20 protein-coding genes are annotated in these 20779 nt (G+C 60.2%); 11 read left to right on the top strand and 9 right to left on the bottom strand.

Annotation, left to right across the window (positions count from 1 at the left end):
- Positions 1 to 104: 104 nt before the first annotated feature.
- A complete protein-coding gene (locus KGB23_RS00670) occupies positions 105 to 656 on the top strand; it encodes a disulfide bond formation protein B (protein WP_223429524.1) in 552 nt (183 codons plus the stop codon).
- A 179-nt stretch (positions 657 to 835) separates the two neighbouring features.
- Positions 836 to 1294, top strand: coding sequence for an Rsd/AlgQ family anti-sigma factor (locus KGB23_RS00665; RefSeq protein WP_033053386.1), 459 nt, complete (start codon positions 836 to 838; stop codon positions 1292 to 1294).
- Between the two features lie 63 nt (positions 1295 to 1357).
- Here the strand turns inward: KGB23_RS00665 and KGB23_RS00660 are convergent, their stop codons facing one another.
- The gene (locus KGB23_RS00660) at positions 1358 to 2023 is read right to left on the bottom strand and encodes an FKBP-type peptidyl-prolyl cis-trans isomerase (RefSeq protein WP_223429523.1); all 666 of its coding nucleotides are present in this window, start codon (positions 2021 to 2023) and stop codon (positions 1358 to 1360) included.
- Positions 2024 to 2215: 192 nt separating this feature from the next.
- Between KGB23_RS00660 and KGB23_RS00655 the strand changes: the two genes are divergently transcribed.
- A complete protein-coding gene (locus KGB23_RS00655; protein WP_223429522.1) occupies positions 2216 to 3364 on the top strand; it encodes an AlgP family protein in 1149 nt (382 codons plus the stop codon).
- On the opposite strand, the gene KGB23_RS00650 is transcribed toward KGB23_RS00655, so the two are convergent.
- Positions 3361 to 3825: a TIGR02444 family protein gene (locus KGB23_RS00650; protein ID WP_223429521.1), complete on the bottom strand. Its 465-nt coding sequence runs from the start codon at positions 3823 to 3825 to the stop codon at positions 3361 to 3363. The genes KGB23_RS00655 and KGB23_RS00650 overlap by 4 nt on opposite strands.
- Before the next feature lie 50 nt (positions 3826 to 3875).
- On the opposite strand from KGB23_RS00650, the gene KGB23_RS00645 reads away from it, so the two are divergent.
- The 3 genes from KGB23_RS00645 to KGB23_RS00635 all read left to right on the top strand — a co-directional run bounded on the left by KGB23_RS00645 (position 3876) and on the right by KGB23_RS00635 (position 7115).
- Positions 3876 to 5786 carry an ATP-binding cassette domain-containing protein gene (locus tag KGB23_RS00645; protein WP_046045102.1) on the top strand — a complete coding sequence of 637 codons (1911 nt, stop codon included), beginning with the start codon at positions 3876 to 3878 and terminating at the stop codon, positions 5784 to 5786.
- Positions 5786 to 6367, top strand: a complete 582-nt coding sequence (locus tag KGB23_RS00640; protein WP_223429520.1) for a mechanosensitive ion channel family protein — start codon at positions 5786 to 5788, stop codon at positions 6365 to 6367. The genes KGB23_RS00645 and KGB23_RS00640 overlap by 1 nt, the downstream gene beginning before the upstream one ends.
- A gap of 115 nt (positions 6368 to 6482) precedes the next feature.
- Positions 6483 to 7115 carry a LysE family transporter gene (locus tag KGB23_RS00635; RefSeq protein WP_223429519.1) on the top strand — a complete coding sequence of 211 codons (633 nt, stop codon included), beginning with the start codon at positions 6483 to 6485 and terminating at the stop codon, positions 7113 to 7115.
- A gap of 55 nt (positions 7116 to 7170) precedes the next feature.
- Here KGB23_RS00635 and KGB23_RS00630 read toward each other — a convergent pair whose 3' ends face one another.
- The 4 genes from KGB23_RS00630 to KGB23_RS00615 are packed head-to-tail and all read right to left on the bottom strand — an operon-like array spanning position 7171 to position 10316.
- Positions 7171 to 7914, bottom strand: coding sequence for a penicillin-binding protein activator LpoB (locus KGB23_RS00630; RefSeq protein ID WP_223429518.1), 744 nt, complete (start codon positions 7912 to 7914; stop codon positions 7171 to 7173).
- A gap of 3 nt (positions 7915 to 7917) precedes the next feature.
- Positions 7918 to 8508 carry a penicillin-binding protein activator LpoB gene (gene lpoB, locus KGB23_RS00625; RefSeq protein WP_008150305.1) on the bottom strand — a complete coding sequence of 197 codons (591 nt, stop codon included), beginning with the start codon at positions 8506 to 8508 and terminating at the stop codon, positions 7918 to 7920.
- A 23-nt stretch (positions 8509 to 8531) separates the two neighbouring features.
- The gene (locus KGB23_RS00620) at positions 8532 to 8906 is read right to left on the bottom strand and encodes a YcfL family protein (RefSeq protein WP_223429517.1); all 375 of its coding nucleotides are present in this window, start codon (positions 8904 to 8906) and stop codon (positions 8532 to 8534) included.
- A gap of 12 nt (positions 8907 to 8918) precedes the next feature.
- Complete coding sequence (locus tag KGB23_RS00615; protein WP_223429516.1) at positions 8919 to 10316, bottom strand: COG3014 family protein; 1398 nt, start codon at positions 10314 to 10316, stop codon at positions 8919 to 8921.
- A 166-nt stretch (positions 10317 to 10482) separates the two neighbouring features.
- On the opposite strand from KGB23_RS00615, the gene KGB23_RS00610 reads away from it, so the two are divergent.
- Positions 10483 to 12381, top strand: coding sequence for a cytochrome c/FTR1 family iron permease (locus KGB23_RS00610; RefSeq protein ID WP_223429515.1), 1899 nt, complete (start codon positions 10483 to 10485; stop codon positions 12379 to 12381).
- Between the two features lie 27 nt (positions 12382 to 12408).
- Positions 12409 to 12864 (top strand): YaiI/YqxD family protein, encoded by a 456-nt coding sequence (locus tag KGB23_RS00605; RefSeq protein WP_223429514.1) that lies wholly within the window; start codon positions 12409 to 12411, stop codon positions 12862 to 12864.
- 132 nt (positions 12865 to 12996) lie between these two features.
- Here the strand turns inward: KGB23_RS00605 and elbB are convergent, their stop codons facing one another.
- Positions 12997 to 13665: an isoprenoid biosynthesis glyoxalase ElbB gene (gene elbB, locus KGB23_RS00600; protein ID WP_223429513.1), complete on the bottom strand. Its 669-nt coding sequence runs from the start codon at positions 13663 to 13665 to the stop codon at positions 12997 to 12999.
- A gap of 115 nt (positions 13666 to 13780) precedes the next feature.
- Between elbB and KGB23_RS00595 the strand changes: the two genes are divergently transcribed.
- Complete coding sequence (locus KGB23_RS00595) at positions 13781 to 15016, top strand: sterol desaturase family protein (RefSeq protein ID WP_223429512.1); 1236 nt, start codon at positions 13781 to 13783, stop codon at positions 15014 to 15016.
- Here KGB23_RS00595 and KGB23_RS00590 read toward each other — a convergent pair.
- On the bottom strand, positions 14997 to 15629 hold the full coding sequence (locus KGB23_RS00590) for a DedA family protein (RefSeq protein ID WP_008150321.1): 633 nt from the start codon (positions 15627 to 15629) through the stop codon (positions 14997 to 14999). The two genes, KGB23_RS00595 and KGB23_RS00590, sit on opposite strands and share 20 nt — an antisense overlap.
- A 208-nt stretch (positions 15630 to 15837) precedes the next feature.
- Here KGB23_RS00590 and hemB point away from each other — a divergent pair, with 208 nt between their 5' ends.
- Positions 15838 to 16851 carry a porphobilinogen synthase gene (hemB, locus tag KGB23_RS00585; RefSeq protein ID WP_008150323.1) on the top strand — a complete coding sequence of 338 codons (1014 nt, stop codon included), beginning with the start codon at positions 15838 to 15840 and terminating at the stop codon, positions 16849 to 16851.
- 18 nt (positions 16852 to 16869) lie between these two features.
- The gene (ppk1, locus tag KGB23_RS00580; protein WP_223429511.1) at positions 16870 to 19092 is read left to right on the top strand and encodes a polyphosphate kinase 1; all 2223 of its coding nucleotides are present in this window, start codon (positions 16870 to 16872) and stop codon (positions 19090 to 19092) included.
- Positions 19093 to 19271: 179 nt separating this feature from the next.
- Here ppk1 and ppx read toward each other — a convergent pair whose 3' ends face one another.
- Entirely contained in the window at positions 19272 to 20774 is a 1503-nt protein-coding gene (ppx, locus tag KGB23_RS00575; RefSeq protein ID WP_223429510.1) for an exopolyphosphatase, read from the bottom strand.
- Positions 20775 to 20779: the final 5 nt, after the last annotated feature.

The following is a 20779-nucleotide window of genomic DNA, read 5'->3' as shown; positions in this document are numbered from 1 at the left end:
GGAATTCCCTACACTTCTGTTGAAGTGTCCCCGCTGGCCTGCCTTGAAAGGCTGCAGCGCTTTCCTCTACCGTAACCGCCTGTCTCTACTGTTACGGAAATGCCATGTCTTTGGCCTGCTCACGCTCCTTGTTTTTCATGGCTTTCATTGCAGGTGCCCTGGCCCTGGGCGTGTCCTATTACCTGGAATATGCGGTCGGCCTCAAGCCTTGCGGGTTGTGCCTGTTGCAGCGCTTTTGCCTCGCGTTGTTCACGGGTATCTGCCTGGTGGCTTCGGTGCATGGGCCGGGCCGCTTCGGGTCTTTCCTGTATTGGCTGCTCGGGCTGTTTTGCAGTCTGGCGGGTACGGTCACGGCGTGGCGGCAGGTATTGCTGCAGAGCGATCCAGCGCATCAGCTGTTGACGTGCCCGCCTAATCTGGCTGTTCAGTACGAGGACATGCCCTGGTTTTGCCAGGTGACACAGATGTTTAAAGGGGAGGCGGAGTGCGCGGAGATTTCCTGGACACTGTTCGACCTGAGCATTCCTGAATGGAGTCTGCTGTTCTTCATGGCGATGACAATTCTGGGAATTTATCAGCTGCTGCGCGTTGTCTGGAAAGCCTGTCTGCGACCGCTCAACGGCGGTTCGTCGCACCGGGCGCTGGCGGGTGATTAAACACTTGTATGAACTTTATCTCCTGCGTACCTTGAAGCCATTGTCGCGCGGGCATAATCTGGCCCGCACGTGTCATTGGAATTATGTTGCTCGAATGACGCTCTGCCTGGCCGATACTTGACCTTCAAGTGTGGCGACGGGTGTAGGGCAGCATGACCCACAAGGGAAGAGAGATCACCATGCTCGAAAGTTGTCAGAATGCTCAGGAACGTTGGGGTGGAGTGCATCTGCTGATCGATCGCTGGTTGCAGGAGCGTCACGAACTGGTTCGGGCCTATGATGCTCTCGGCGCCAAGCCTGAGGCGCTGGGTGAGAACCGCAAGCCGTTGCAGGAGTTCTGCGGCGTGCTGGTAGATTACGTGTCTGCCGGGCACTTCGAGATCTACGAACAGCTGACCGGCGAAGCCAAGGCCTTTGGTGACACTCGCGGACTGGAGTTGGCCGAGACCATCTACCCTCGCATCGACGTCATCACCGAGAAGCTGCTCGCGTTCAATGACCTGTGTGATGCAGGTCAGTGCGTGGCAGAGAAATTCAAAGAACTGGGTGGCCTGTTGCACGAGCGCTTCGAACTGGAAGACTGCCTGATCGAAGTGCTGCACACCGCTCACAAGGAAGAGGACCCGGTTCAGGCCTGAACCCCCTTCCTGCAAGACCTCCAAAAACGGTGCGCTATGCGCGCCGTTTTTCGTGTCCGGTATTCAGCTTGTGGCACCGCGCAATTCGACTTCGAATACCAGTGGTGTGAACGGCGCAATCAGGTCGCCGGCACCCTCGGCGCCATAGGCTTCGGCCGATGGAATCACCAGGCGCCATTTCGCACCGACCGGCATTTGCTGCAACGCGCTGCGCCATCCGCTAATCACACTGTCGAGACTGAACCACTGCGGCTGACTGTTCTGATCGAACACCGTGCCGTCGGGAAGGCGACCGATATACAGCACCTGGACTTTGCCGTTGGGGCCAGCTTTGGCGCCAGTGCCTGGCGCCAACTCCGTCAGCAATATTCCATCGGCCAGCTCACGAACGCCCGGTCTGGCTTTTTCCTCGGCGAGAAAAGCCTGCTCTTTTTCGAGGGCGACGTCGCTTTGCGGCAGGGTCGGTTGCAAGGCGACCTGGGCTTCGTGCTCGGCAAGAATCTGTTCGATCTGCTCATCTTTCAGCGCCAGGGGTTTGCCTTGATAGGCTTGTTGCAAGCCTTGGATCAGCGCCTGAAGTTGCAGATCCGGAACCTCCTGGCGCAGGCGTTCGCCCAGACTCGCGCCCAGGCTGTAAGAGAGATCATGAGTGTCATTTTCTTTGGTTTTTTCGGCGGCCTGGGCCACGGAAAAAAACACGCACAGTGATAAAAAAAGGTAGCGCGACATGGGCACTCTCCAACCTGAGATGCGGGGGATTATGCCAGTGTGAATGTGCTCTACGGTGAACTGGTTTTACGCAGGCGCAGAAGAATTTCAATCCGTTGCAACGTCGCGCTTTGGATACTGTCAACATGCCCTAGCGGCGGTAGCAGCAGAGGTCTAGTATGAGCCGCACCCACGTCAGCCAGGAGGTAAACCATGTCGGCCACCAAGAAGCCTGTAAATACTCCGTTGCACTTACTCCAACAACTCTCGGGCAGCTTGCTCGAGCATCTGGAAAACGCTTGTTCCCAAGCCTTGGCTGATGCTGAAAAACTGCTCGCCAAATTGGAAAAGCAACGCGGAAAAGCGCAAGAAAAACTGCACAACTCCCGTACCAAATTGCAGGACGCTGCGGCGGCCGGCAAGGCCAAGGCACAAGCCAAAGCCAAGGGCGCGGTGAAGGAGCTTGAGGACCTGCTCGATGCCCTCAAGGATCGTCAATCCGAAACTCGCAGCTACATTCTGCAACTCAAGCGCGATGCTCAAGAAAGCCTGAAACTGGCCCAGGGCGTCGGTCGTGTACAAGAGGCTGTCGGCAAGGCGTTGTCCCTGCGTTCGGCCAAGCCTGCTGCGGCTCCTGCCAAGAAAGCCGCTGCCAAACCGGCTGCTGCAAAAGCACCGGCCAAGCCTGCTGCCAAACCGGCTGCCAAAGCACCGGTGAAAGCCGCAGCAAAACCTGCCGCTAAACCTGCGGCAAAAAAACCAGTCGCTGCTAGCGCTGCAAAACCGGCTGCAAAACCGGCTGCAAAAACAGCCGCCGCCAAACCTGCCGCCAAGCCAGCCGCTGCCAAAACAGCTGCCGCTAAACCGGCTGCAAGAACTGCTGCTGCCAAACCGGCGGTGGCGAAAACTGCAGCGGCGAAAGCAGCTGCCAAACCGGCCGCAAAACCGGCTGCAAAAACAGCCGCTGCGAAACCTGCTGCCAAGCCTGCCGCGAAATCAGTCGCGACTAAAACTGCTGCCAAGCCAGCTGCAAAAGCTGCAGCCAGACCGGCTGCCAAAACTGCTGCTGCAAAACCTGCTGCAAAACCTGCTGCAGCGAAACCAGCCGCCAAACCTGCCGCTGCCAAACCGGCTGCAAAACCAGCCGCCAAGCCAGCTGCAAAACCAGCAGTGAAAAAACCGGTTGCCGCCAAGCCGGCCGCCGCGCCAGTTGCCAAGCCGGCTGCCGCGCCAGTTGCCAAGCCAGCCAACCCGGCTCCGGCAGCAACGTCTGCTTTAGCAGCAGCCACCTCGACAGCCACGCCAGCGCCAACGCCGGCCGCCGCATCGATCGCAGCAACCACCCCAACCAGCGCTTCCTAAGTGCTGCTTACCGCGACGCGCAGCTGATGCAGCGCGTCGCGGTGCAGGTGGGCGGTGTCTGCCGCTACACCTTCCAGCCAGGCCGATAGATCGGTCTCCTCACCCTGCGGCCAACTCAACGCCGCTCGTTCCAGTCGCACCAACAGATGTCGCTCGGCCTCCAGTTCGAGTGCCTTCACTTGCTCGCGCAAAGCATTCAGTTCGCCATCGTCGGCGGCGACGACTTTCCAATTCACCCGCAAGGCTCGCAGCGGGCGCACCACGTCTGCATCCCACGGCTCGGCCACGCTACGCAGTTGCTGCAATCGGTGTTCGTTACAGGCGACGCCACGTTCTCCCAGCCACAGCCCGCAGAGCAGCAAGCACACATTGATACCCGCTGACTGCAATCGCAGGCATGCGGGTTCAACGCCGGGACGGGCGTAAGTACTAAGGGAAAAGCTCCACAGGTCAGAGGACATAGTGCTACTCGCGCCAGTTGCGAGCGAAGCTGGTAGACTCCGCCGCCATTATGATTCGACTTCAGAACCTGACTTTACAGCGTGGCCCGCAACGTCTGCTAGAAGACGCCGAGCTGACCCTGCACGCCGGCCACAAAGCCGGCCTCATCGGTGCCAACGGCGCCGGCAAATCGAGCCTGTTCGCCTTGCTTCTGGGTGACCTGCACCCGGACTCGGGTGATTGCTTCCTGCCGGCGGACTGGCGCATCGCCCACATGCGCCAGGAGATCGACACCCTCGATCGCGTGGCGGTCGACTATGTGCTCGATGGCGACCTGCGCCTGCGCGAGGTGCAACGCGACCTCGCCGCAGCCGAAGCGGCCCATGACGGTACCGCTCAGGCCCGGCTGCACTCGGAACTCGACAGCGCCGACGGTTACACCGCCGACGCCCGGGCCCGCAAGTTGCTGGCCGGCCTTGGGTTCACCAATGAACAGATGGATCGCCAGGTAGGAGATTTCTCTGGTGGTTGGCGGATGCGTCTGAACCTGGCGCAGGCTTTGATGTGCCCCTCGGACTTGTTGTTGCTCGACGAACCGACCAACCACTTGGACCTCGACGCCATCATCTGGCTCGAAGAATGGCTCAAAAGCTATCCCGGCACCTTGATGCTGATTTCCCACGACCGGGACTTCCTCGATGCCGTGGTCGATCATGTGGCTCACGTCGATCAGCGCAAGATCACCCTGTATCGCGGTGGTTACAGCGCCTTCGAACGCGCCCGTGCCGAACGTCTGGCCCAGCAACAGCAGGCCTATGAGAAGCAGCAGGCGCAACGTGCGCACATGGAAAGCTACATCGCCCGCTTCAAGGCCCAGGCCACCAAGGCCCGTCAGGCCCAGAGCCGGATCAAGGCGCTGGAGCGGATGGAAGAACTGTCCGCCGCCCACGTCGATTCGCCATTCGATTTCGTTTTCCGCGAATCAGTGAAAATCTCCAGCCCGTTGATTGACCTCTCCGACGCCCGACTGGGTTACGGCGAGAGAGCCGTGCTGGAGAAGGTCAAGCTGCAACTGACCCCCGGTGCGCGGATCGGTTTGCTCGGCCCGAACGGTGCCGGTAAATCGACCCTGATCAAAAACCTTGCCGGTGAACTCGAGCCGTTGTCCGGCCGACTGACCCGTGGCGAGAACACCGTCGTCGGCTACTTCGCCCAGCATCAACTGGACTCACTCGACTCCAAGGCCAGCCCGTTGCTGCACATGCAGCGCCTGGCGCCGACCGAGCGCGAGCAGACGCTGCGCGACTTCCTCGGGGGTTTCGACTTCCGCGGCGCGCGGATCGATGAGCCGGTGCTGAACTTCTCCGGTGGCGAAAAGGCCCGTCTGGCGCTGGCGTTGATCGCCTGGGGCCGGCCGAACCTGTTGCTGCTCGACGAACCGACCAACCATTTGGACCTGGAAATGCGCCTGGCGCTGACCATGGCCCTTCAGGAATTCAGCGGCGCGGTACTGGTGGTCTCCCACGATCGCCATTTGCTCAAAAGCACCACCGACAATTTCTATCTGGTGGCGGACGGCAAGGTCGAGGAATTCGACGGCGACCTGGAAGACTACACCCGTTGGCTGGTGGACTACCGTCAGCGCAACGCCCCGGTCAGCAATACGCCGGTCAATCCGGACAAGACCGACAAGAAGGCCCAGCGCCAGGCGGCGGCCGCGTTGCGTCAGCAACTGGCACCGCACAAGCGCGAGGCTGACAAGCTCGAAGCCGAGCTGGGCAAACTGCACGAGAAACTGGCGAAGATCGATACCAGCCTCGGCGACAGCGACATTTACGAGCCAGCGCGCAAAAACGACTTGCGTGATCTGTTGGCCGAACAGGCCAAGCTGAAGGTCCGTGAAGCCGAGCTGGAAGAAGCCTGGATGGAAGCGCTGGAACTGCTTGAAAGCATGCAGGCGGAGCTGGAGGCGCTGTCTTGATGGAAGCCTTCAAGCTGCCATTGCCTGCCGTGTGGATCGAGCCTCTGTGGCTCTTTGGGCAAATCCTGCTGATCTTGTTGGCGGGCTACATCGCTCAGCGCTTCGTGGCCAAGTGCCTGACGCGTCTGGGCGAGCGCTATCCGTTTCCGCCACAATTTCTGATGCCGCTGCGTGGTGGTTTGCGCTGGCTGATCATGGGCAGCGCGCTGATCTTCGTCCTGGAACGCCTCGGGGTATCGGCGACGGTGCTCTGGACCGCGTTGTCCGGGTTTGTCGCGGTAGCGGCAGTGGCGTTCTTCGCCATGTGGAGTGTGCTCTCGAATCTGTTGTGCGCAATCCTGATCTTCACCGTCGGCCCGTTCCGCCTCGGTGACGTGGTCGAGTTGGTGGACACCACCGACAAGCCTGGCGTCAAAGGCCGGGTCGTTGCGATCAATCTGCTCTACACCACGCTGATCGAAGCCGAAGAACTCGGTACCGGCAGCGCCATGGTGCAAGTGCCCAATAGCCTGTTCTTCCAGCGCTCGGTTCGACGCTGGCGCGGCAGCGATGTATTCCCTTCCAACGGTTTCGAAAAGTAGCCGAAATGCCGACCACGCTGGTCGGCAGCTGTTCTGTCCTGCAAAAAATCGGTAGTCATCGGCCCAAAGCCGCATTAGCTTAGACATCTGTCACGAGTCTGAGTCGAGGTGTGCGATGGTGCTTCAAACATGGCTGGCGTTTTTTGCCGCCTGCTGGGTGATCAGTCTGTCTCCCGGTGCCGGCGCCATTGCGTCGATGTCCAGCGGTCTGCGATACGGTTTCTGGCGCGGTTATTGGAACGCCCTGGGCCTGCAACTGGGCCTGGCGCTACAGATTGCGATTGTCGCCGCCGGTGTTGGTGCAATCCTCGCGGCGTCGGCCACCGCTTTCTACGCGATCAAATGGTTTGGCGTGGCCTATCTGGTTTACCTGGCGGTCAAGCAATGGCGCGCACTGCCCAATGACATGAGCGACGACGCGGCCGTCCGGCAAATCGGCAAGCCGATGGCGCTGGTGTTCCGGGGTTTCCTGGTGAATGTCAGCAATCCCAAGGCGTTGGTGTTCATGCTCGCGGTGCTGCCGCAATTCATTGATCCGCATGCACCGCTGGTGGCGCAGTACCTGATCCTCGGTGTGACCATGATCTGCGTCGACCTGATCGTCATGGCCGGTTACACCGGACTTGCATCGAAGGTGCTGCGGATGTTGCGCACGCCCAAGCAGCAGAGACGCATGAACCGCACGTTTGCCGGACTGTTCATTGGTGCGGCGGCATTCATGGCGACGCTGCGCAAAGCGGTGGTGTAAAACCGCTGGGCAAAAAAAAAGGCGACCCTTGGGGTCGCCTTTTTTGTTTTACGGATCAGCGCAGGATGACCGGCGCGGTATCCGGTGGCAGGTCATTGCGCGGCTCCGGTTGTCCTGACGGCTCATAACTTCCATCCCCGAGCTGTTCGCTCAATTGTCGGGCCACATCCTCGCCCAGAGACCGGGAAACTTCACGCACCACCCGCGGGCGGTTCAATGAAACGTGGATATCCCGGTCGTTCACCAGTTTGGTGTCCTGAGCCTCGCCCATGGCGGTAAAGGCCGACGTTATCTCGTAAGTCCTGGTGTTGATCAGGCTGAAGTCGGCCACCAAAGTCAGTGCCAGCACTGCCGAATAGCTGTCGGTATTGGCCAGTTCGTTCATGTCCTGGGTGAAGTCGATGTCCGACAGCGTGCCGAACAGCACGTAGTCGGCCCCCTTGAAGTGGCCGGCCTTGATGCGTTTGATCACGTCATACACATCGCTTTTAGCGCTGGAGGTGTACGGCGTGCCCTGAATCAGCTGGAACATCCCGGTCTTGAGCATCTGACCTTTGATGTCACCACTGAAACGCCTGATTTCGGTCTGTTCCAGATAGCTGTTCTGCGTCGTGTACTCGTCATAACTGGACGAGCCACTGGTGCCGTAATAGTCCTGCTGATGATTGTCCCGGGCCGAGATCACGTGAACGTATTGATCCACGCTCGCTTCATAAGCCAAGTCGGTCACCGCGATTTTCGGCGCTGCCTGGGCGCCAACGGCGCAAGCCAGGGCCATGATGCCAATCCATACACGCATTGCTCAGCGCTCCGTGGTCTTGCGGATTTCTTTCTCGTCCATCCACTCCGCCAGCCCGCTTTCGACGTCGATCAATTGCAGGCTGAATTTGTAGAAGACGTCCTTGTAATCGTTGCTGCGCTTGACGATGGAGCTGATCGAGCCTTCCAGACGATATCGGGCGGCGATCATGTTGCCGGTTTTGGCCACGGTGCTTTTCTTGTACAGGCCGCTCTGGTTTTGCAGCTTGAGCTGATCAACCTGGCTTTGCATATCGGTGTTGTCGCTGGCAAAACGCGCGGTGCCGGAGTGCATCAGCTGCGTTTTGATCGACGTGGTGATTTCCCGGGTGTCGATGTACTCGCTGGTCTTGTTCATCACGTCGTACACCTGAACCACCGGGCGACCTTTCAGAACGCCGGACTGGGCCAGGGAACGGGTCATGCTTTGCGCGATCATCTGCAGGTCGGTCGAGCCGAATTCGTTGGTGACCAGTTCCACGGCTTTCGGGTCGCCATAGCTGATGTTGCCACTGCCCAATACCGGCGAGCGGTTTTCGGCACAGCCACCGATCAGCAGCGCAGCCAGGGCAAGGAGCGAAACGCGTACAAACATGGGCAAGGTCTCAAGTGGTCGGTTCACGGCGTATTGATCTCCAGGCGGAAATCCACGGCTTGGGGCACGGGAGCGATGGCCGGCAGGAAGCTGGTCTGCTCGGCATACAGGGTCAGGCTTTTCCAGGTGTCGGCTTCGGCCACGGGAAAGCCTTCCGGTCCCAGCCAAAGATAGCGGTAATACAGCGTTCGGTTGTGGGTGTCGGTGTTGCTCAACTGCGTGTTGATGGTCAGGAAACCGTTTTCCCTGGCCATGCGCATCGGGCCGATGGCCACGTTCTCGATCGGTCCGGTGGCCATGACTTTGCTGGCGGCACTGCCCGGTTCCGGCGGAGGTGGCGGGGTGGCGCAACCGGCCAACAGGGCCAGCGCGACAACGGCGAAGCATTTCAATCTCATGAAAATCTCCGTTCAGGGTTGGGCAAGGCTGATTGCAGCCTGCGGTGCGGGAAGGGTATCGATCTGCAGGGCAACATCGGCGGCGAATCGGCGGTCACCCACCGCGCGCAGGCTGAAGGCTTGATGTGTCTGATCCAGCTTGAACCTGACCGGTGCAGCGTCCGGCGCGTTGGGCAGCGTCAGTTGATGCAGGCCTTTCTTGAGCCGCAGGCGGGCGACCAGCGTCTTGTCCGGCAACGTACGCCAGCCGCGGGTATCGGCATCCTCGCGTTGAAGCTGCTGCAGGAGCGTTTCCTCAAGCTTTTCGGGTCTGTGCTTTTTCAGATAGGCCAGGTATTCGACATTGGACCGGGCACGATGGAGCGTGCGCTGGATAATACCCGGCATGTCATCACGCAAGGTGCGACGCGACATATCACCAAAGCTGTTGAGCAATGTCAGCTTGTGTTTTTTGCCGTCCACCATGATGAAGTCCACCGGTGGCGTGGAGGTGTCGGGGAGGAGGATCGGGAACGACATGTTGGTGATGTAGGTTTCACCTTCGACGTCCACCGAAATCGGCACGCGCACCGAGCTGCGCGCCGGCGCCAGGCCGGTTTGCACGATCAGCAGAACGTCGGCCTCGCCCGCCTTCAGCGGGGATTTGGCCAGGTTGCGCAAGGCTTGTTCGAGCAGCGGCGTATTGGGGCGCAGCTCGATGGCCTGGCGATAGCCCGGCGCGGCGAGGTCTTTCTCGTTCAACGATTCATAAATGAAGCCGGCGAGGTAATGGCTGAACGCACTCTGGTAGCTGTTCTTCAGCGCGATCACTTCGGGGGCGTCGAGGGTCGCTACCGGGTAGCCCTGAAGGTCCTGGAATTTCATCGCGGCCCCTTCTTCCTTCGCCTGGTTTTCCAGTTCCAGGTATTGCTTGTCACGTTTGTCGGCAATGGTTGCTTCGCGCTCGTGGGTTTTCTTGATCATGACGCGCGCCAGTTCCGTTTCAGAGCCGGAGAGCAGCATCAGGGCCATTTGCGTAGTCAGGGCGACTCTCTCGAAATCGTAGCCATCGTATAAGCGCACCTTGTCGTTGGCGCTGTAACTGTTGAACTCGGTGAATTTTTTGAAGGGGACGAACATGGGCGAATTGTCCCACCCTTCGATCAACCGGTCGGCGTAGTCCCAATGTTGATAACTGTCGGGGAAATTGCCGGTGAGGCGCAGCAATTCGCCTTTTTCGAAGTGGTAAAGCAAGTCGCCCGGGGGAATGGGATTGTTGCGGTCGAGTACGGCAACCGCACCGTCGAGCTGCCCGGCCTTGAAATACTCGAGTGTTTCTCCCAGCTCCGCGTTGTAGTCACGCAGGGTGGGACAGCCGCTCAGTAGCAAACAGGCACTGAGTACAAATATGAAGCGCAGGCGGGTGGCCATTTGCGGTATGTCTTCCTTGAAAACAAGCCGCCATGAGGCGGCAACTTATAGACTTGGATGATGGCACTTTGTTCCTGTACTCCAGCGGCTGCCGCATACAAAGCTTGAGTGAAAGTCATTGGAAGTGAACAATGTGTTACTTCGTATTTCCAATTGAGATTCATTCATGACTGCCCCGTCCCGTTTTCTGGCCTGGCTGATGTTGCCGTTGTTTGCCCTGTGCAGTTTCAACCTGCTGGCCGACACCGTGGAAGGCGCGCCGCAAGCGCTGCATTTGCTCGATTACATCGGTGCGGATTACCCGGAAACGGTGCAAGCGGACAAGGTCATTAATGAGTCCGAATACCAAGAGCAGCTGGAATTTATCAAGGCGCTGCAAGGCTTGATCGCCGCAATGCCGGCCAAACCGGAAAAAGCCGGGCTGGAGCAGGGCGTCAGCACGCTGCGCAACGCGATCACTGCGCGTCAGGACGGCGCGGACGTCGGCCGTCAGGCACGGCAACTCGGCGCGAAGCTGGCGGTGACCTATGAAGTCAGTCAGGCGCCGATCATTACGCCGGATCCGACCCGTGGTGCGCCGTTGTACGCTCAGCATTGTTCGGTGTGCCACGGCGACGCGGGTGCCGGGGATGGCCCGGCGGGTGTCGGTCTGATGCCGCCACCGTCCAATCTGCGTGATGCGGCGCGGCTGGATCACCTGAGCCTCTACGCGATCTACAGCACCCTGGGCCTTGGTGTCGAAGGCACCGACATGCCGGCCTTCGCCGATCAGCTGGACGATCGTCAGCGGTGGGACCTGGCGACCTACATCGCCAGCTTCAGCGCCGATCCGGCTGCTGCAAAATCCGAAAAGACCTACAACATCGCCGACCTGGCCCGTCAGACTCCCGCAGAAGTGCAGGTTGCCGAGGGGCTGCAAGCTGCGGCGACCTTCCGTACGCAGCGGGCGCAACCGCCGCAGGTCAAGCGTGGTCCGGCGCAGTTGCTCGACTACACCGCCGCGACCCTGGACAAGAGCATCGCCGCTTACCTTGCCGGTGATCACGATCAGGCTTATGACCTGTCGGTGGCGGCTTATCTGGAGGGTTTCGAACTGGTCGAAAGTTCTCTGGATAACGTCGACGCCAATGTGCGTAAAGACACTGAAAAATCGCTGATGGCTTACCGTCAGTCGTTGCAGGACGGTTTGCCGGTGGCCCAGGTTCAGGAGCGACTGGATGCGGCCAAGACCAAGTTGAAGACGTCTGCCGGTCTGCTGGGCAGCGATGGCTTGAGCTGGTCCCTGAGCTACATCTCCGGTTTGTTGATTCTGTTGCGCGAAGGCCTGGAAGCAATTCTGGTGCTGGCGGCGATCCTCGCGTTCCTGCGCAACACCGGCCAACAATCAGCAGTGCGCAGTGTCAACGCCGGCTGGGGGCTGGCGCTGCTGGCCGGCCTCGGGACTTGGGCGCTGGCGGCGTACGTGATCGATGTCAGCGGCTCGCAGCGCGAATTGCTGGAAGGTGCGACGGCATTGTTCGCCGCCGTCATGGTGCTTTGGCTCGGCGTGTGGATGCACGACCGTCGTCACGCAGCGGCCTGGCAGGATTACATCAAGAGCAGCCTGGTGGGCGGCGGTGGGCGTTTCGGGTTTGCGACGCTGGCGTTCTTCTCGGTGTATCGCGAACTGTTTGAAGTGATTCTGTTCTACGAGACTTTGTGGCTGCAGGCAGGTCCAGCGGGCCATAACGCGGTACTGGCGGGTGGTGCGACGGCGTTGGTGTTGTTGGTGGGGCTGGCCTGGGTGATTCTGCGTGGCTCGGCGAAGCTGCCGCTGTCGCTGTTTTTCAGTATCAACGCCGGTCTGTTGTGTGCGTTGTCCGTGGTGTTTGCCGGGCATGGCGTGAAGGCGTTGCAGGAAGCCGGGATTTTCGGCACCCGGCCGGTGCCGTTCTTTGACTTCGACTGGCTGGGGATCCACGCTGATGCGTATTCGCTGAGTGCGCAGGCGGTGGCGATTATCGCGATCATTGTGCTGTATAGCCGTAGTCGGCTGGCTGAGAAGCGGCGGGTGCAGGTTTCCTGATCCGAGTGATCCACAAGAGGTAAAAAAATGCGTGTCTGGATCGATGCCGACGCCTGCCCTCGGGCGGCCAAGGATCTGGTGGTGAAGTTCGCCCTCAAGCGCCAGTTCGAAGTGGTGTTGGTGGCCGGACAGCCGCAGATCAAACCGGGTTTGGCCCTGGTGAAACTGATCGTGGTGCCAAGCGGTCCGGATGCCGCCGACGACTACCTGGTGGAACACGCGGTCCCCGGCGAATTGGTGATCTGCAGCGATGTGCCGCTGGCCGACCGTCTGGTGAAAAAGGGCGTTGCGGCGCTGGATCCACGGGGCAAAGAGTTCGATGCGCAGAACATGGGCGATCGATTGGCGGTGCGTAACCTGTTTACCGATCTCCGTGAACAGGGGCAGATAAGCGGCGGGCCAGCGCCGTTTGGCGAGCGTGAGAAGCAGGCGTTTGCCAATGCGCTGGACCGGATCCTCACGCGGCTATCCCGCAAAGCCTGAGCCAAGCTGGGATCACTGTGGGAGCGGCGGTGCGACGATTCGACTTGCTCGCGAAGAGGCCCTGACATTCAACATTGATGTCGACTGACACTCCGCCTTCGCGAGCAAGCCCGCTCCCACATTTGAACTGTGTCAGGCGTCGTTTTCGTGGGTCAGTTCCAGAACGCGGTCGACCAGTTTGTTGATGCCGGATGCCGCTTCGCTGATCGATTGCGCCAGCATGTACGCCGGAGTGCTGACCAGTTTGCGTGCTTTGTCCTCAACGATGTCAGTTACCGCGCAGTCTGCGTGGGTAGCGCCCATCTTGTTCATGGCGGCGGCAGTATCGGCGTCGTTGCCGATGGTGCAGGTCACGCCCGGTCCATAGATCTTCGCCGCGAGCGCCGGCGAGATGCAGATCAGCCCGACCGGTTTGCCGGCCTCGGCAAAGGCTTCAGCCAGCGCCAGGACTTCCGGTTGCACGGTGCAGCCGGCGCCTTCGACGGCAAAGTTCGACAGGTTTTTGGCCACCCCGAAACCGCCCGGAACGATCAGCGCATCGAAGTCTTCCACGTCCGCTTCGCGGATATCCTTGATGTTGCCTCGGGCGATCCGCGCCGATTCCACCAGTACGTTGCGCGACTCGGGCATTTCTTCGCCGGTCAGGTGATTGATCACGTGCAGCTGCGCGATGTTCGGTGCGAAACACTGCACCTGAGCACCCCGCTGGTCCAGACGCAGCAGGGTGATCACGCTTTCGTGGATCTCGGCGCCGTCGTACACGCCACAGCCGGATAGGATCACTGCAATTTTTTTGCTCATGGGCTTTTCTCCAGATTCATGGCGTTAAATGTCCACTAATTTGTCACTCGTTGCCATAGGGTTAATTCGCGGCTACACCTAGGATCTGTCCTCAAGATTCCGATCAGGGCGCGTCATGGACTTCATTCTGTATGCGGTGCCGTTTTTCTTTGTGCTGATTGCCGTCGAACTGCTGGCCGACCGTTGGCGCGGAGTGAGCAATTATCGCGTGGCGGACGCGATCAACAGCATGAGCACCGGCGTGCTGTCGACGACCACCGGCCTGTTGACCAAAGGCGTCGGCCTGGTGACGTATGCGTTTGCTCTCAAGCACCTGGCGCTGTTCGAGCTCTCGGCCGACAGTGTTTGGGTCTGGGTTTTCGCCTTTGTCCTCTACGACTTCTGCTACTACTGGCTGCATCGCATGGGCCATGAACGCAACATCCTCTGGGCGGCGCATTCGGTGCATCACCAGAGCGAGGACTACAACCTTTCCACGGCGCTGCGCCAGACCAGTACCGGCTTCCTGCTGAGCTGGATCTTCTACCTGCCGATGGCCGTGCTCGGCGTGCCGCTGCTGGTGTTCATCAGCGTCGCCTCGCTGAACTTGCTGTACCAATTCTGGGTGCATACCAAACACATTCCCAAGCTCGGCTGGTTCGAGTGGTTCTTCGTCACGCCGTCCAATCATCGCGCTCACCATGCACAGAACGCTCTCTACATGGATCGCAACTACGGCGGGGTGTTCATTATTTGGGACCGTCTATTCGGCTCGTTCCAGGAAGAGGACGACAACGAACCGGTGATTTTCGGCGTCACCACGCCGCTGGCGAACTGGAATCCGTTGTGGGCGAACGTGCAGTTCTATGCGCAGCTGTGGGATGACGCGCGGCGTGCGCAAAGCAAATGGGACAAGCTGCGCATCTGGTTCATGCGCACCGGTTGGCGGCCGACGGATGTGGCGGCCAGGTACCCGATGAACAAGCCAGACCTGAGTCAGTTCCGTAAATTCGAGGTGCCGCTGGACGGGCGTCAGCAGCTTTACGTCGTGTTGCAGTTCTGCGTCTACATCGCGCTGGGCAGCTACTTGATGAACCTGGAGCAGAGTTTGCCAACCGCCGCGCTGGTACTCGGCTGGAGTGCCGTGGCGCTGGGTTTGTTTACGTTGGGCGTGGCCCTGGAGAATCGCCCGTGGGCGCTGAAGCTGGAGCTGCTGCGCCTGGCGTCGAATGTGCCGCTGGTGTGGCTGGCGCCAGTCGTTGGGCTGTGGCCGGCCAGCGCGGTGGGCTGGGTCGGCCTGCTGAGTTACAGCCTGCTCAGCGGTATCGGTCTCTACTGTTGCAGAAACCGTTTCACTCGACTGGCGTCGTAGGTTCGTTGGTTTTGGCTTGTTCGGCTTTCAAGGCCTGCTCGTCGGCGTAGATCTTCTTCGCCAGACGGGCGTTCTTGAGGCGTCGGCGCAACCACAGGCAAAAGCCCAGTATCAGCAGGGCGCCGAGCACCCACAGCTCGTACTTCTTGACGCTGCCGAGCATGCCTTCGAGCACCGCACCGAAGTGATAGGCGGCGGCAGCCAGCGCCGCGGCCCAGATCGCGGCACCAATCCCGTTGAGCAGCAGATAACGTCCTGGCGGATAGCCCGACAAGCCGATCGCCACCGGCATCACCGTGCGCAGGCCATAGACAAAGCGGAAGCTCAGTACCCAGATGTCCGGGTGCCTGCGGATGTGTTCCAGGGCCCGGTCACCCATCAATTGCCAGCGCGGTTTGCGCGCCAGCAACTTGCGGCCGTGCTTGCGCCCCAGGAAATACCACAGCTGATCACCGGCATAACTGCCGAGGAACGCCACGATCATGACCACTTTGAGGTCCATGTATCCGCGGAACGCGAGGAAGCCTGCGAGCACCAGAATGGTTTCGCCTTCGAAAAACGTGCCGAGAAAGAGGGCGAAGTAGCCGAATTCCTGAAGAAATTGTTGGAGCATTGTCTGGATGCTGGCGAAATGAACGCGCAGCCTAACCCTTCGGGAACATTCATGAAAGTGTCCAAATGTGTCTCGACGTGAACATTTCCTACAAGGACAATGGAATGCGGCTACGTGACGCAGGGATGCACACAGCTGTCATACGTTGGTCATAATGGCCGCTTATAACTGTCACGCTCGCCCGCCAGCGCGGGCTCAGGAGTCTGCCGTGAGCTTTACCCCCGCCAACCGTTTGTTTCCAGCAACCCGCCTGCGTCGCAACCGTCGTGATGATTTTTCGCGTCGACTGGTCCGTGAAAACGTTCTGACCGTCGACGATCTGATCCTGCCGGTGTTCGTGCTGGACGGTGAAAACCGTCGCGAAGCGGTGGCCTCGATGCCGGGTGTCGAGCGCCTGACCATCGATCTGTTGCTTGAAGAAGCGGCCAAATGGGTCGAGCTGGGGATTCCGGCGTTGGCGTTGTTCCCGGTGACGCCGCCGGAGCTCAAGTCGCTGGACGCCGCCGAAGCCTGGAACCCCAACGGCATTGCCCAGCGCGCCACTCGCGCATTGCGGGCGCAGTTCCCTGAGCTGGGTGTGATCACCGATGTCGCCCTGGACCCGTTCACCACCCACGGGCAGGACGGTATCCTCGACGAAGAAGGCTACGTGCAGAACGACATCACCGTCGACGCACTGGTCAAGCAGGCGCTGTCCCACGCCGAAGCCGGCGCTCAGGTGGTGGCCCCGTCGGACATGATGGACGGTCGCATCCAGGCGATCCGCGAAGCGCTGGAGCTGGCCGACCACGTCAACGTGCGGATCATGGCCTACTCGGCGAAGTACGCCAGCGCCTATTACGGCCCGTTCCGCGATGCGGTCGGTTCGGCGCTGAACCTGGGCAAGGCCAACAAGGCCTCCTATCAGATGGACCCGGCCAACAGCAACGAAGCCCTGCACGAAGTGGCGGCGGACTTGTCAGAAGGCGCGGACATGGTCATGGTCAAGCCAGGCATGCCGTATCTGGACATCCTCTACCGGGTCAAAGAAGAATTTAAAGTGCCGACCTTTGTTTATCAGGTCAGCGGTGAATATGCCATGCACATGGCGGCGATCCAGAATGGCTGGTTGAGCGAAGGGGTTATCCTCGAATCCCTGACCGCTTTTAAACGTGCAGGCGCTGATGGCATCCTGACTTACTTTGCCGTCCGTGCTGCTCAATTGTTACGAGAGCAAAAATAGCCCTCCCAGGAACATTCGATGAATACCGAAGTACTCACTGAAGTTGCCGTAAAAGATGCTCAACCTGTGGTGGAGCAAATCGCCGAAACCCCGCCGGAACTGGAGCCTGCTCCACCCGCGGTGGTGGCCGAGCCCGTAATAGCGGCGCCAGCGATTGCCATTCCCGGCCTGGATGACAGCAGCCTGTACATCCATCGCGAGCTCTCGCAACTGCAGTTCAACATCCGCGTGCTGGAGCAGGCGCTGGATGAATCCTACCCGTTGCTGGAGCGGCTGAAGTTTCTGCTGATCTTCTCCAGCAACCTGGACGAGTTCTTCGAGATTCGTGTGGCCGGCCTGAAGAAGCAGATCACCTTCGCCCGTGAACAGGCCGGCGCCGATGGCTTGCAACCGCACCAGGCTCTGGCGCGCATCAGCGAACTGGTGCACGGTCACGTCGACCGCCAGTACGCGATCCTCAACGACATTCTGTTGCCGGAACTGGAAAAGCATCAGGTCCGCTTCATCCGTCGGCGTCACTGGACCACCAAGATCAAAACCTGGGTGCGCCGCTATTTCCGCGACGAGATCGCGCCGATCATTACCCCGATCGGCCTCGACCCGACGCACCCGTTCCCGTTGCTGGTGAACAAGAGCCTGAACTTCATCGTCGAGCTCGAAGGTATCGACGCCTTCGGCCGCGATTCCGGTCTGGCGATCATCCCGGCGCCACGTCTGCTGCCGCGGGTCATCAAGTTGCCGGAAGAAGTGGGCGGCTCGGGCGACAACTACGTGTTCCTGTCGTCGATGATCCACGCTCACGCCGATGACCTGTTCCAGGGCATGAAGGTCAAGGGCTGCTACCAGTTCCGTCTGACCCGAAACGCCGACCTCGCCGTCGACACCGAAGATGTAGAAGACCTGGCCCGCGCCCTGCGCGGTGAGTTGTTCTCGCGTCGCTACGGTGATGCGGTGCGCCTGGAAGTCGCCGACACGTGCCCGAAACACCTGTCCGACTACTTGCTCAAGCAGTTCAACCTGCACGAGACCGAGCTGTATCAGGTCAACGGTCCGGTCAACCTGACCCGCCTGTTCAGCATCACCGGTCTGGACAGCCAGCGAGCGCTGCAATACACGCCGTTCACCCCGCAGATCCCGAAACTGCTGCAGAACAGCGAGAACATCTTCAGCGTGATCAGCAAGCAGGACATCCTGTTGCTGCACCCGTTCGAGTCCTTCACTCCGGTGGTCGACCTGCTGCGCCAGGCTGCCAAGGACCCGCATGTATTGGCGGTCCGTCAGACCCTGTACCGCTCCGGCGCCAACTCGGAAATCGTAGATGCGCTGGTCGATGCGGCGCGTAACGGCAAGGAAGTCACTGCGGTGATCGAGTTGCGTGCGCGGTTCGACGAAGAGTCCAACCTGCAACTGGCCAGCCGTCTGCAAGCGGCCGGTGCGGTGGTGATCTATGGCGTGGTCGGCTTCAAGACCCACGCCAAGATGATGCTGATCTTGCGTCGTGAGGCTGGCGAGATTGTCCGTTACGCCCACTTGGGGACCGGCAACTACCACGCGGCCAACGCCCGTCTGTACACCGACTACAGCTTGCTGACCTCGGATGACGCCTTGTGCGAAGACGTCGGCAAACTGTTCAGCCAGCTGATCGGCATGGGTAAAACCCTGCGCATGAAGAAGCTGCTGCACGCGCCGTTCACGCTGAAGAAGGGCATGCTCGACATGATTGCCCGGGAGACCCAGTTCGCCCTCGACGGCAAACCGGCGCACATCATCGCCAAGTTCAACTCGCTGACCGATCCGAAGATCATCCGCGCGCTGTACAAGGCCAGCCAGTCCGGGGTGCGTATCGATCTGGTGGTGCGCGGCATGTGCTGCTTGCGTCCGGGCATCGCCGGGGTTTCGCACAACATCCACGTGCGCTCGATCATCGGTCGCTTCCTGGAGCACACCCGGGTCTTCTACTTCCTCAATGGCGGCGAAGAGCAGATGTTCCTGTCCAGCGCCGACTGGATGGAGCGCAACCTCGACAAGCGCGTCGAGACTTGCTTCCCGGTCGAGGGCAAGAAGCTGATCTTGCGGGTCAAGAAAGAGCTGGAGCTTTATCTCACCGATAACACCCACAGCTGGAGCCTGCAGGCGGACGGCCGTTACATCCGCAACACGCCGACCGGCAACCAGAACCCGCGCAGCGCCCAGGCAACACTGCTGGAGCGTTTGGGTAGCCCGATTCTGGCGGTCCGATAACGCAAACATCGGCTAAAAAAATGGCGATCCCTGCGGATCGCCATTTTTGTTTTAACTACATACCTGTGGCGAGGGAGCTTGCTCCCGCTGGGGTGCGAAGCGCCCCCAAAAAGAGCGACTGCTACGCAGTCCAACGGGAGCAAGCTCCCTCGCCACAGTGATTGTGCTCGCTCCAGTTTTTAGCGGACGTTGAGCACGAAGCCAACGCGGGTCAGCCATTCCGCCTCCAGACCGAAGTCGGCCTGAGTCAGCTGGTTTTCGTCCAGCCAGTTTTCCGGGAACAACACATCCAGGCTGTCGCCATTGGCTTGCAGCACGACCTGAGGCATTTCCTGGGTGCCGCGGATGTGATGGAACAGAATTGCAAAACGCAGCAGCACGCACAGGCGAATCAGCTTGATGCCTTCATCGCCGAAGTCGGCAAACTTGTCCCGGGGGATATTGCGTCGGTGGCCACGCACCAGTAGCGCGAGCATCAGTTGGTCTTCACGGGAGAACCCGGCCAGGTCCGAGTGCTCGATCAAGTACGCGCCGTGCTTGTGGTAGTGATAGTGAGCGATGTCCAGGCCCACTTCATGGACCTTGGCGGCCCAGCCCAGCAGTTCGCGCCATACGCCGTCATCCAGATCCCAATCCTCAGCCACTTGATCGAAGGCATGCAGCGCCTTGCGCTCAACGCGCACCGCTTGTTCCAGATCGACGTGATAACGCTCCATCAACGAGCTGAGGGTGCGCTCGCGGACGTCTTCGTGATGATGACGGCCCAACAGGTCATAGAGCACGCCTTCGCGCAGGGCGCCTTCACAGTGGTCCATGCGTTGCAGCTCGAGTGCGTCGAAGATCGCTTCGAGAATCGCCAGGCCCGCCGGGAAGATCGCCCGGCGGTCAGGCTTGATGCCTTCGAAGTCGATCTTCTCGACATCACCGAGCTTGATCAGCTTGCGCTTGAGCCAGGCCAGGCCTTGGGCGTTCACCTCGCCCGTGCCATGACCACCGGCCTTCAGCGCCAGGCCGATGGCGCGGATGGTGCCCGAGGAGCCGATGGCTTCATCCCAGGTCAGGCGATGCAGGGCGTGTTCGATGCTCATGATCTCCAGCCGCGCCGCCGTGTACGCCTGGGCGTAGCGGGCCGGGGTGATCTTGCCGTCCTTGAAATAGCGCTGGGTGTAGCTGACGCAGCCCATCTGCAGGCTTTCGCGCAGCAGCGGTTCGAAGCGCTGGCCGATGATGAATTCGGTACTGCCGCCGCCGATGTCGGCCACCAGGCGTTTGCCCGGGGTGTCGGCGAGGGTGTGGGACACGCCGAGGTAGATCAGGCGCGCTTCTTCACGGCCGGAGATGACTTCCACTGGGTGGCCGAGAATTTCTTCAGCGCGGCGGATAAATTCGCCACGGTTACGGGCTTCACGCAAGGCGTTGGTGCCGACGATCCGCACGGCGCCGGTCGGCATACCGCTGATCAGTTGGGCGAAACGCTTCAGGCAATCGAGCCCGCGTTGCATGGATTCTTCACTGAGCTGACGCTCATCGTCGATGCCGGCGGCCAGCTGAACCTTCTCCCCGAGTCGTTCGAGAATACGGATTTCGCCGTTCTGGGCCTTGGCCACGACCATGTGAAAGCTGTTGGAGCCCAGGTCGATTGCGGCGATCAGGGACAGATTCTTGGCTTGGGATTGCGGCATGGTCA

Source organism: Pseudomonas sp. GL-B-26 (assembly GCF_019947405.1).
Taxonomy (GTDB): Bacteria; Pseudomonadota; Gammaproteobacteria; order Pseudomonadales; family Pseudomonadaceae; genus Aquipseudomonas.
The sequence above is the reverse complement of the archived record's forward strand: the minus strand, read 5'-3'. Positions and strand labels throughout refer to the sequence as shown.

Coding starts and splice junctions, on each gene's coding strand:
- KGB23_RS00590 (WP_008150321.1), bottom strand. CDS start 15,629: ATGCTCCAACAATTTCTTCAGGAATTCGGCTACTTCGCCCTCTTTCTC.
- KGB23_RS00660 (WP_223429523.1), bottom strand. CDS start 2,023: ATGTCGCGCTACCTTTTTTTATCACTGTGCGTGTTTTTTTCCGTGGCC.
- KGB23_RS00610 (WP_223429515.1), top strand. CDS start 10,483: ATGACTGCCCCGTCCCGTTTTCTGGCCTGGCTGATGTTGCCGTTGTTT.
- elbB (WP_223429513.1), bottom strand. CDS start 13,665: ATGAGCAAAAAAATTGCAGTGATCCTATCCGGCTGTGGCGTGTACGAC.
- KGB23_RS00655 (WP_223429522.1), top strand. CDS start 2,216: ATGTCGGCCACCAAGAAGCCTGTAAATACTCCGTTGCACTTACTCCAA.
- ppk1 (WP_223429511.1), top strand. CDS start 16,870: ATGAATACCGAAGTACTCACTGAAGTTGCCGTAAAAGATGCTCAACCT.
- KGB23_RS00615 (WP_223429516.1), bottom strand. CDS start 10,316: ATGGCCACCCGCCTGCGCTTCATATTTGTACTCAGTGCCTGTTTGCTA.
- KGB23_RS00635 (WP_223429519.1), top strand. CDS start 6,483: ATGGTGCTTCAAACATGGCTGGCGTTTTTTGCCGCCTGCTGGGTGATC.
- ppx (WP_223429510.1), bottom strand. CDS start 20,774: ATGCCGCAATCCCAAGCCAAGAATCTGTCCCTGATCGCCGCAATCGAC.
- KGB23_RS00630 (WP_223429518.1), bottom strand. CDS start 7,914: ATGCGTGTATGGATTGGCATCATGGCCCTGGCTTGCGCCGTTGGCGCC.
- KGB23_RS00620 (WP_223429517.1), bottom strand. CDS start 8,906: ATGAGATTGAAATGCTTCGCCGTTGTCGCGCTGGCCCTGTTGGCCGGT.
- KGB23_RS00665 (WP_033053386.1), top strand. CDS start 836: ATGCTCGAAAGTTGTCAGAATGCTCAGGAACGTTGGGGTGGAGTGCAT.
- lpoB (WP_008150305.1), bottom strand. CDS start 8,508: ATGTTTGTACGCGTTTCGCTCCTTGCCCTGGCTGCGCTGCTGATCGGT.
- KGB23_RS00670 (WP_223429524.1), top strand. CDS start 105: ATGTCTTTGGCCTGCTCACGCTCCTTGTTTTTCATGGCTTTCATTGCA.
- KGB23_RS00640 (WP_223429520.1), top strand. CDS start 5,786: ATGGAAGCCTTCAAGCTGCCATTGCCTGCCGTGTGGATCGAGCCTCTG.
- KGB23_RS00595 (WP_223429512.1), top strand. CDS start 13,781: ATGGACTTCATTCTGTATGCGGTGCCGTTTTTCTTTGTGCTGATTGCC.
- KGB23_RS00645 (WP_046045102.1), top strand. CDS start 3,876: ATGATTCGACTTCAGAACCTGACTTTACAGCGTGGCCCGCAACGTCTG.
- KGB23_RS00605 (WP_223429514.1), top strand. CDS start 12,409: ATGCGTGTCTGGATCGATGCCGACGCCTGCCCTCGGGCGGCCAAGGAT.
- KGB23_RS00650 (WP_223429521.1), bottom strand. CDS start 3,825: ATGTCCTCTGACCTGTGGAGCTTTTCCCTTAGTACTTACGCCCGTCCC.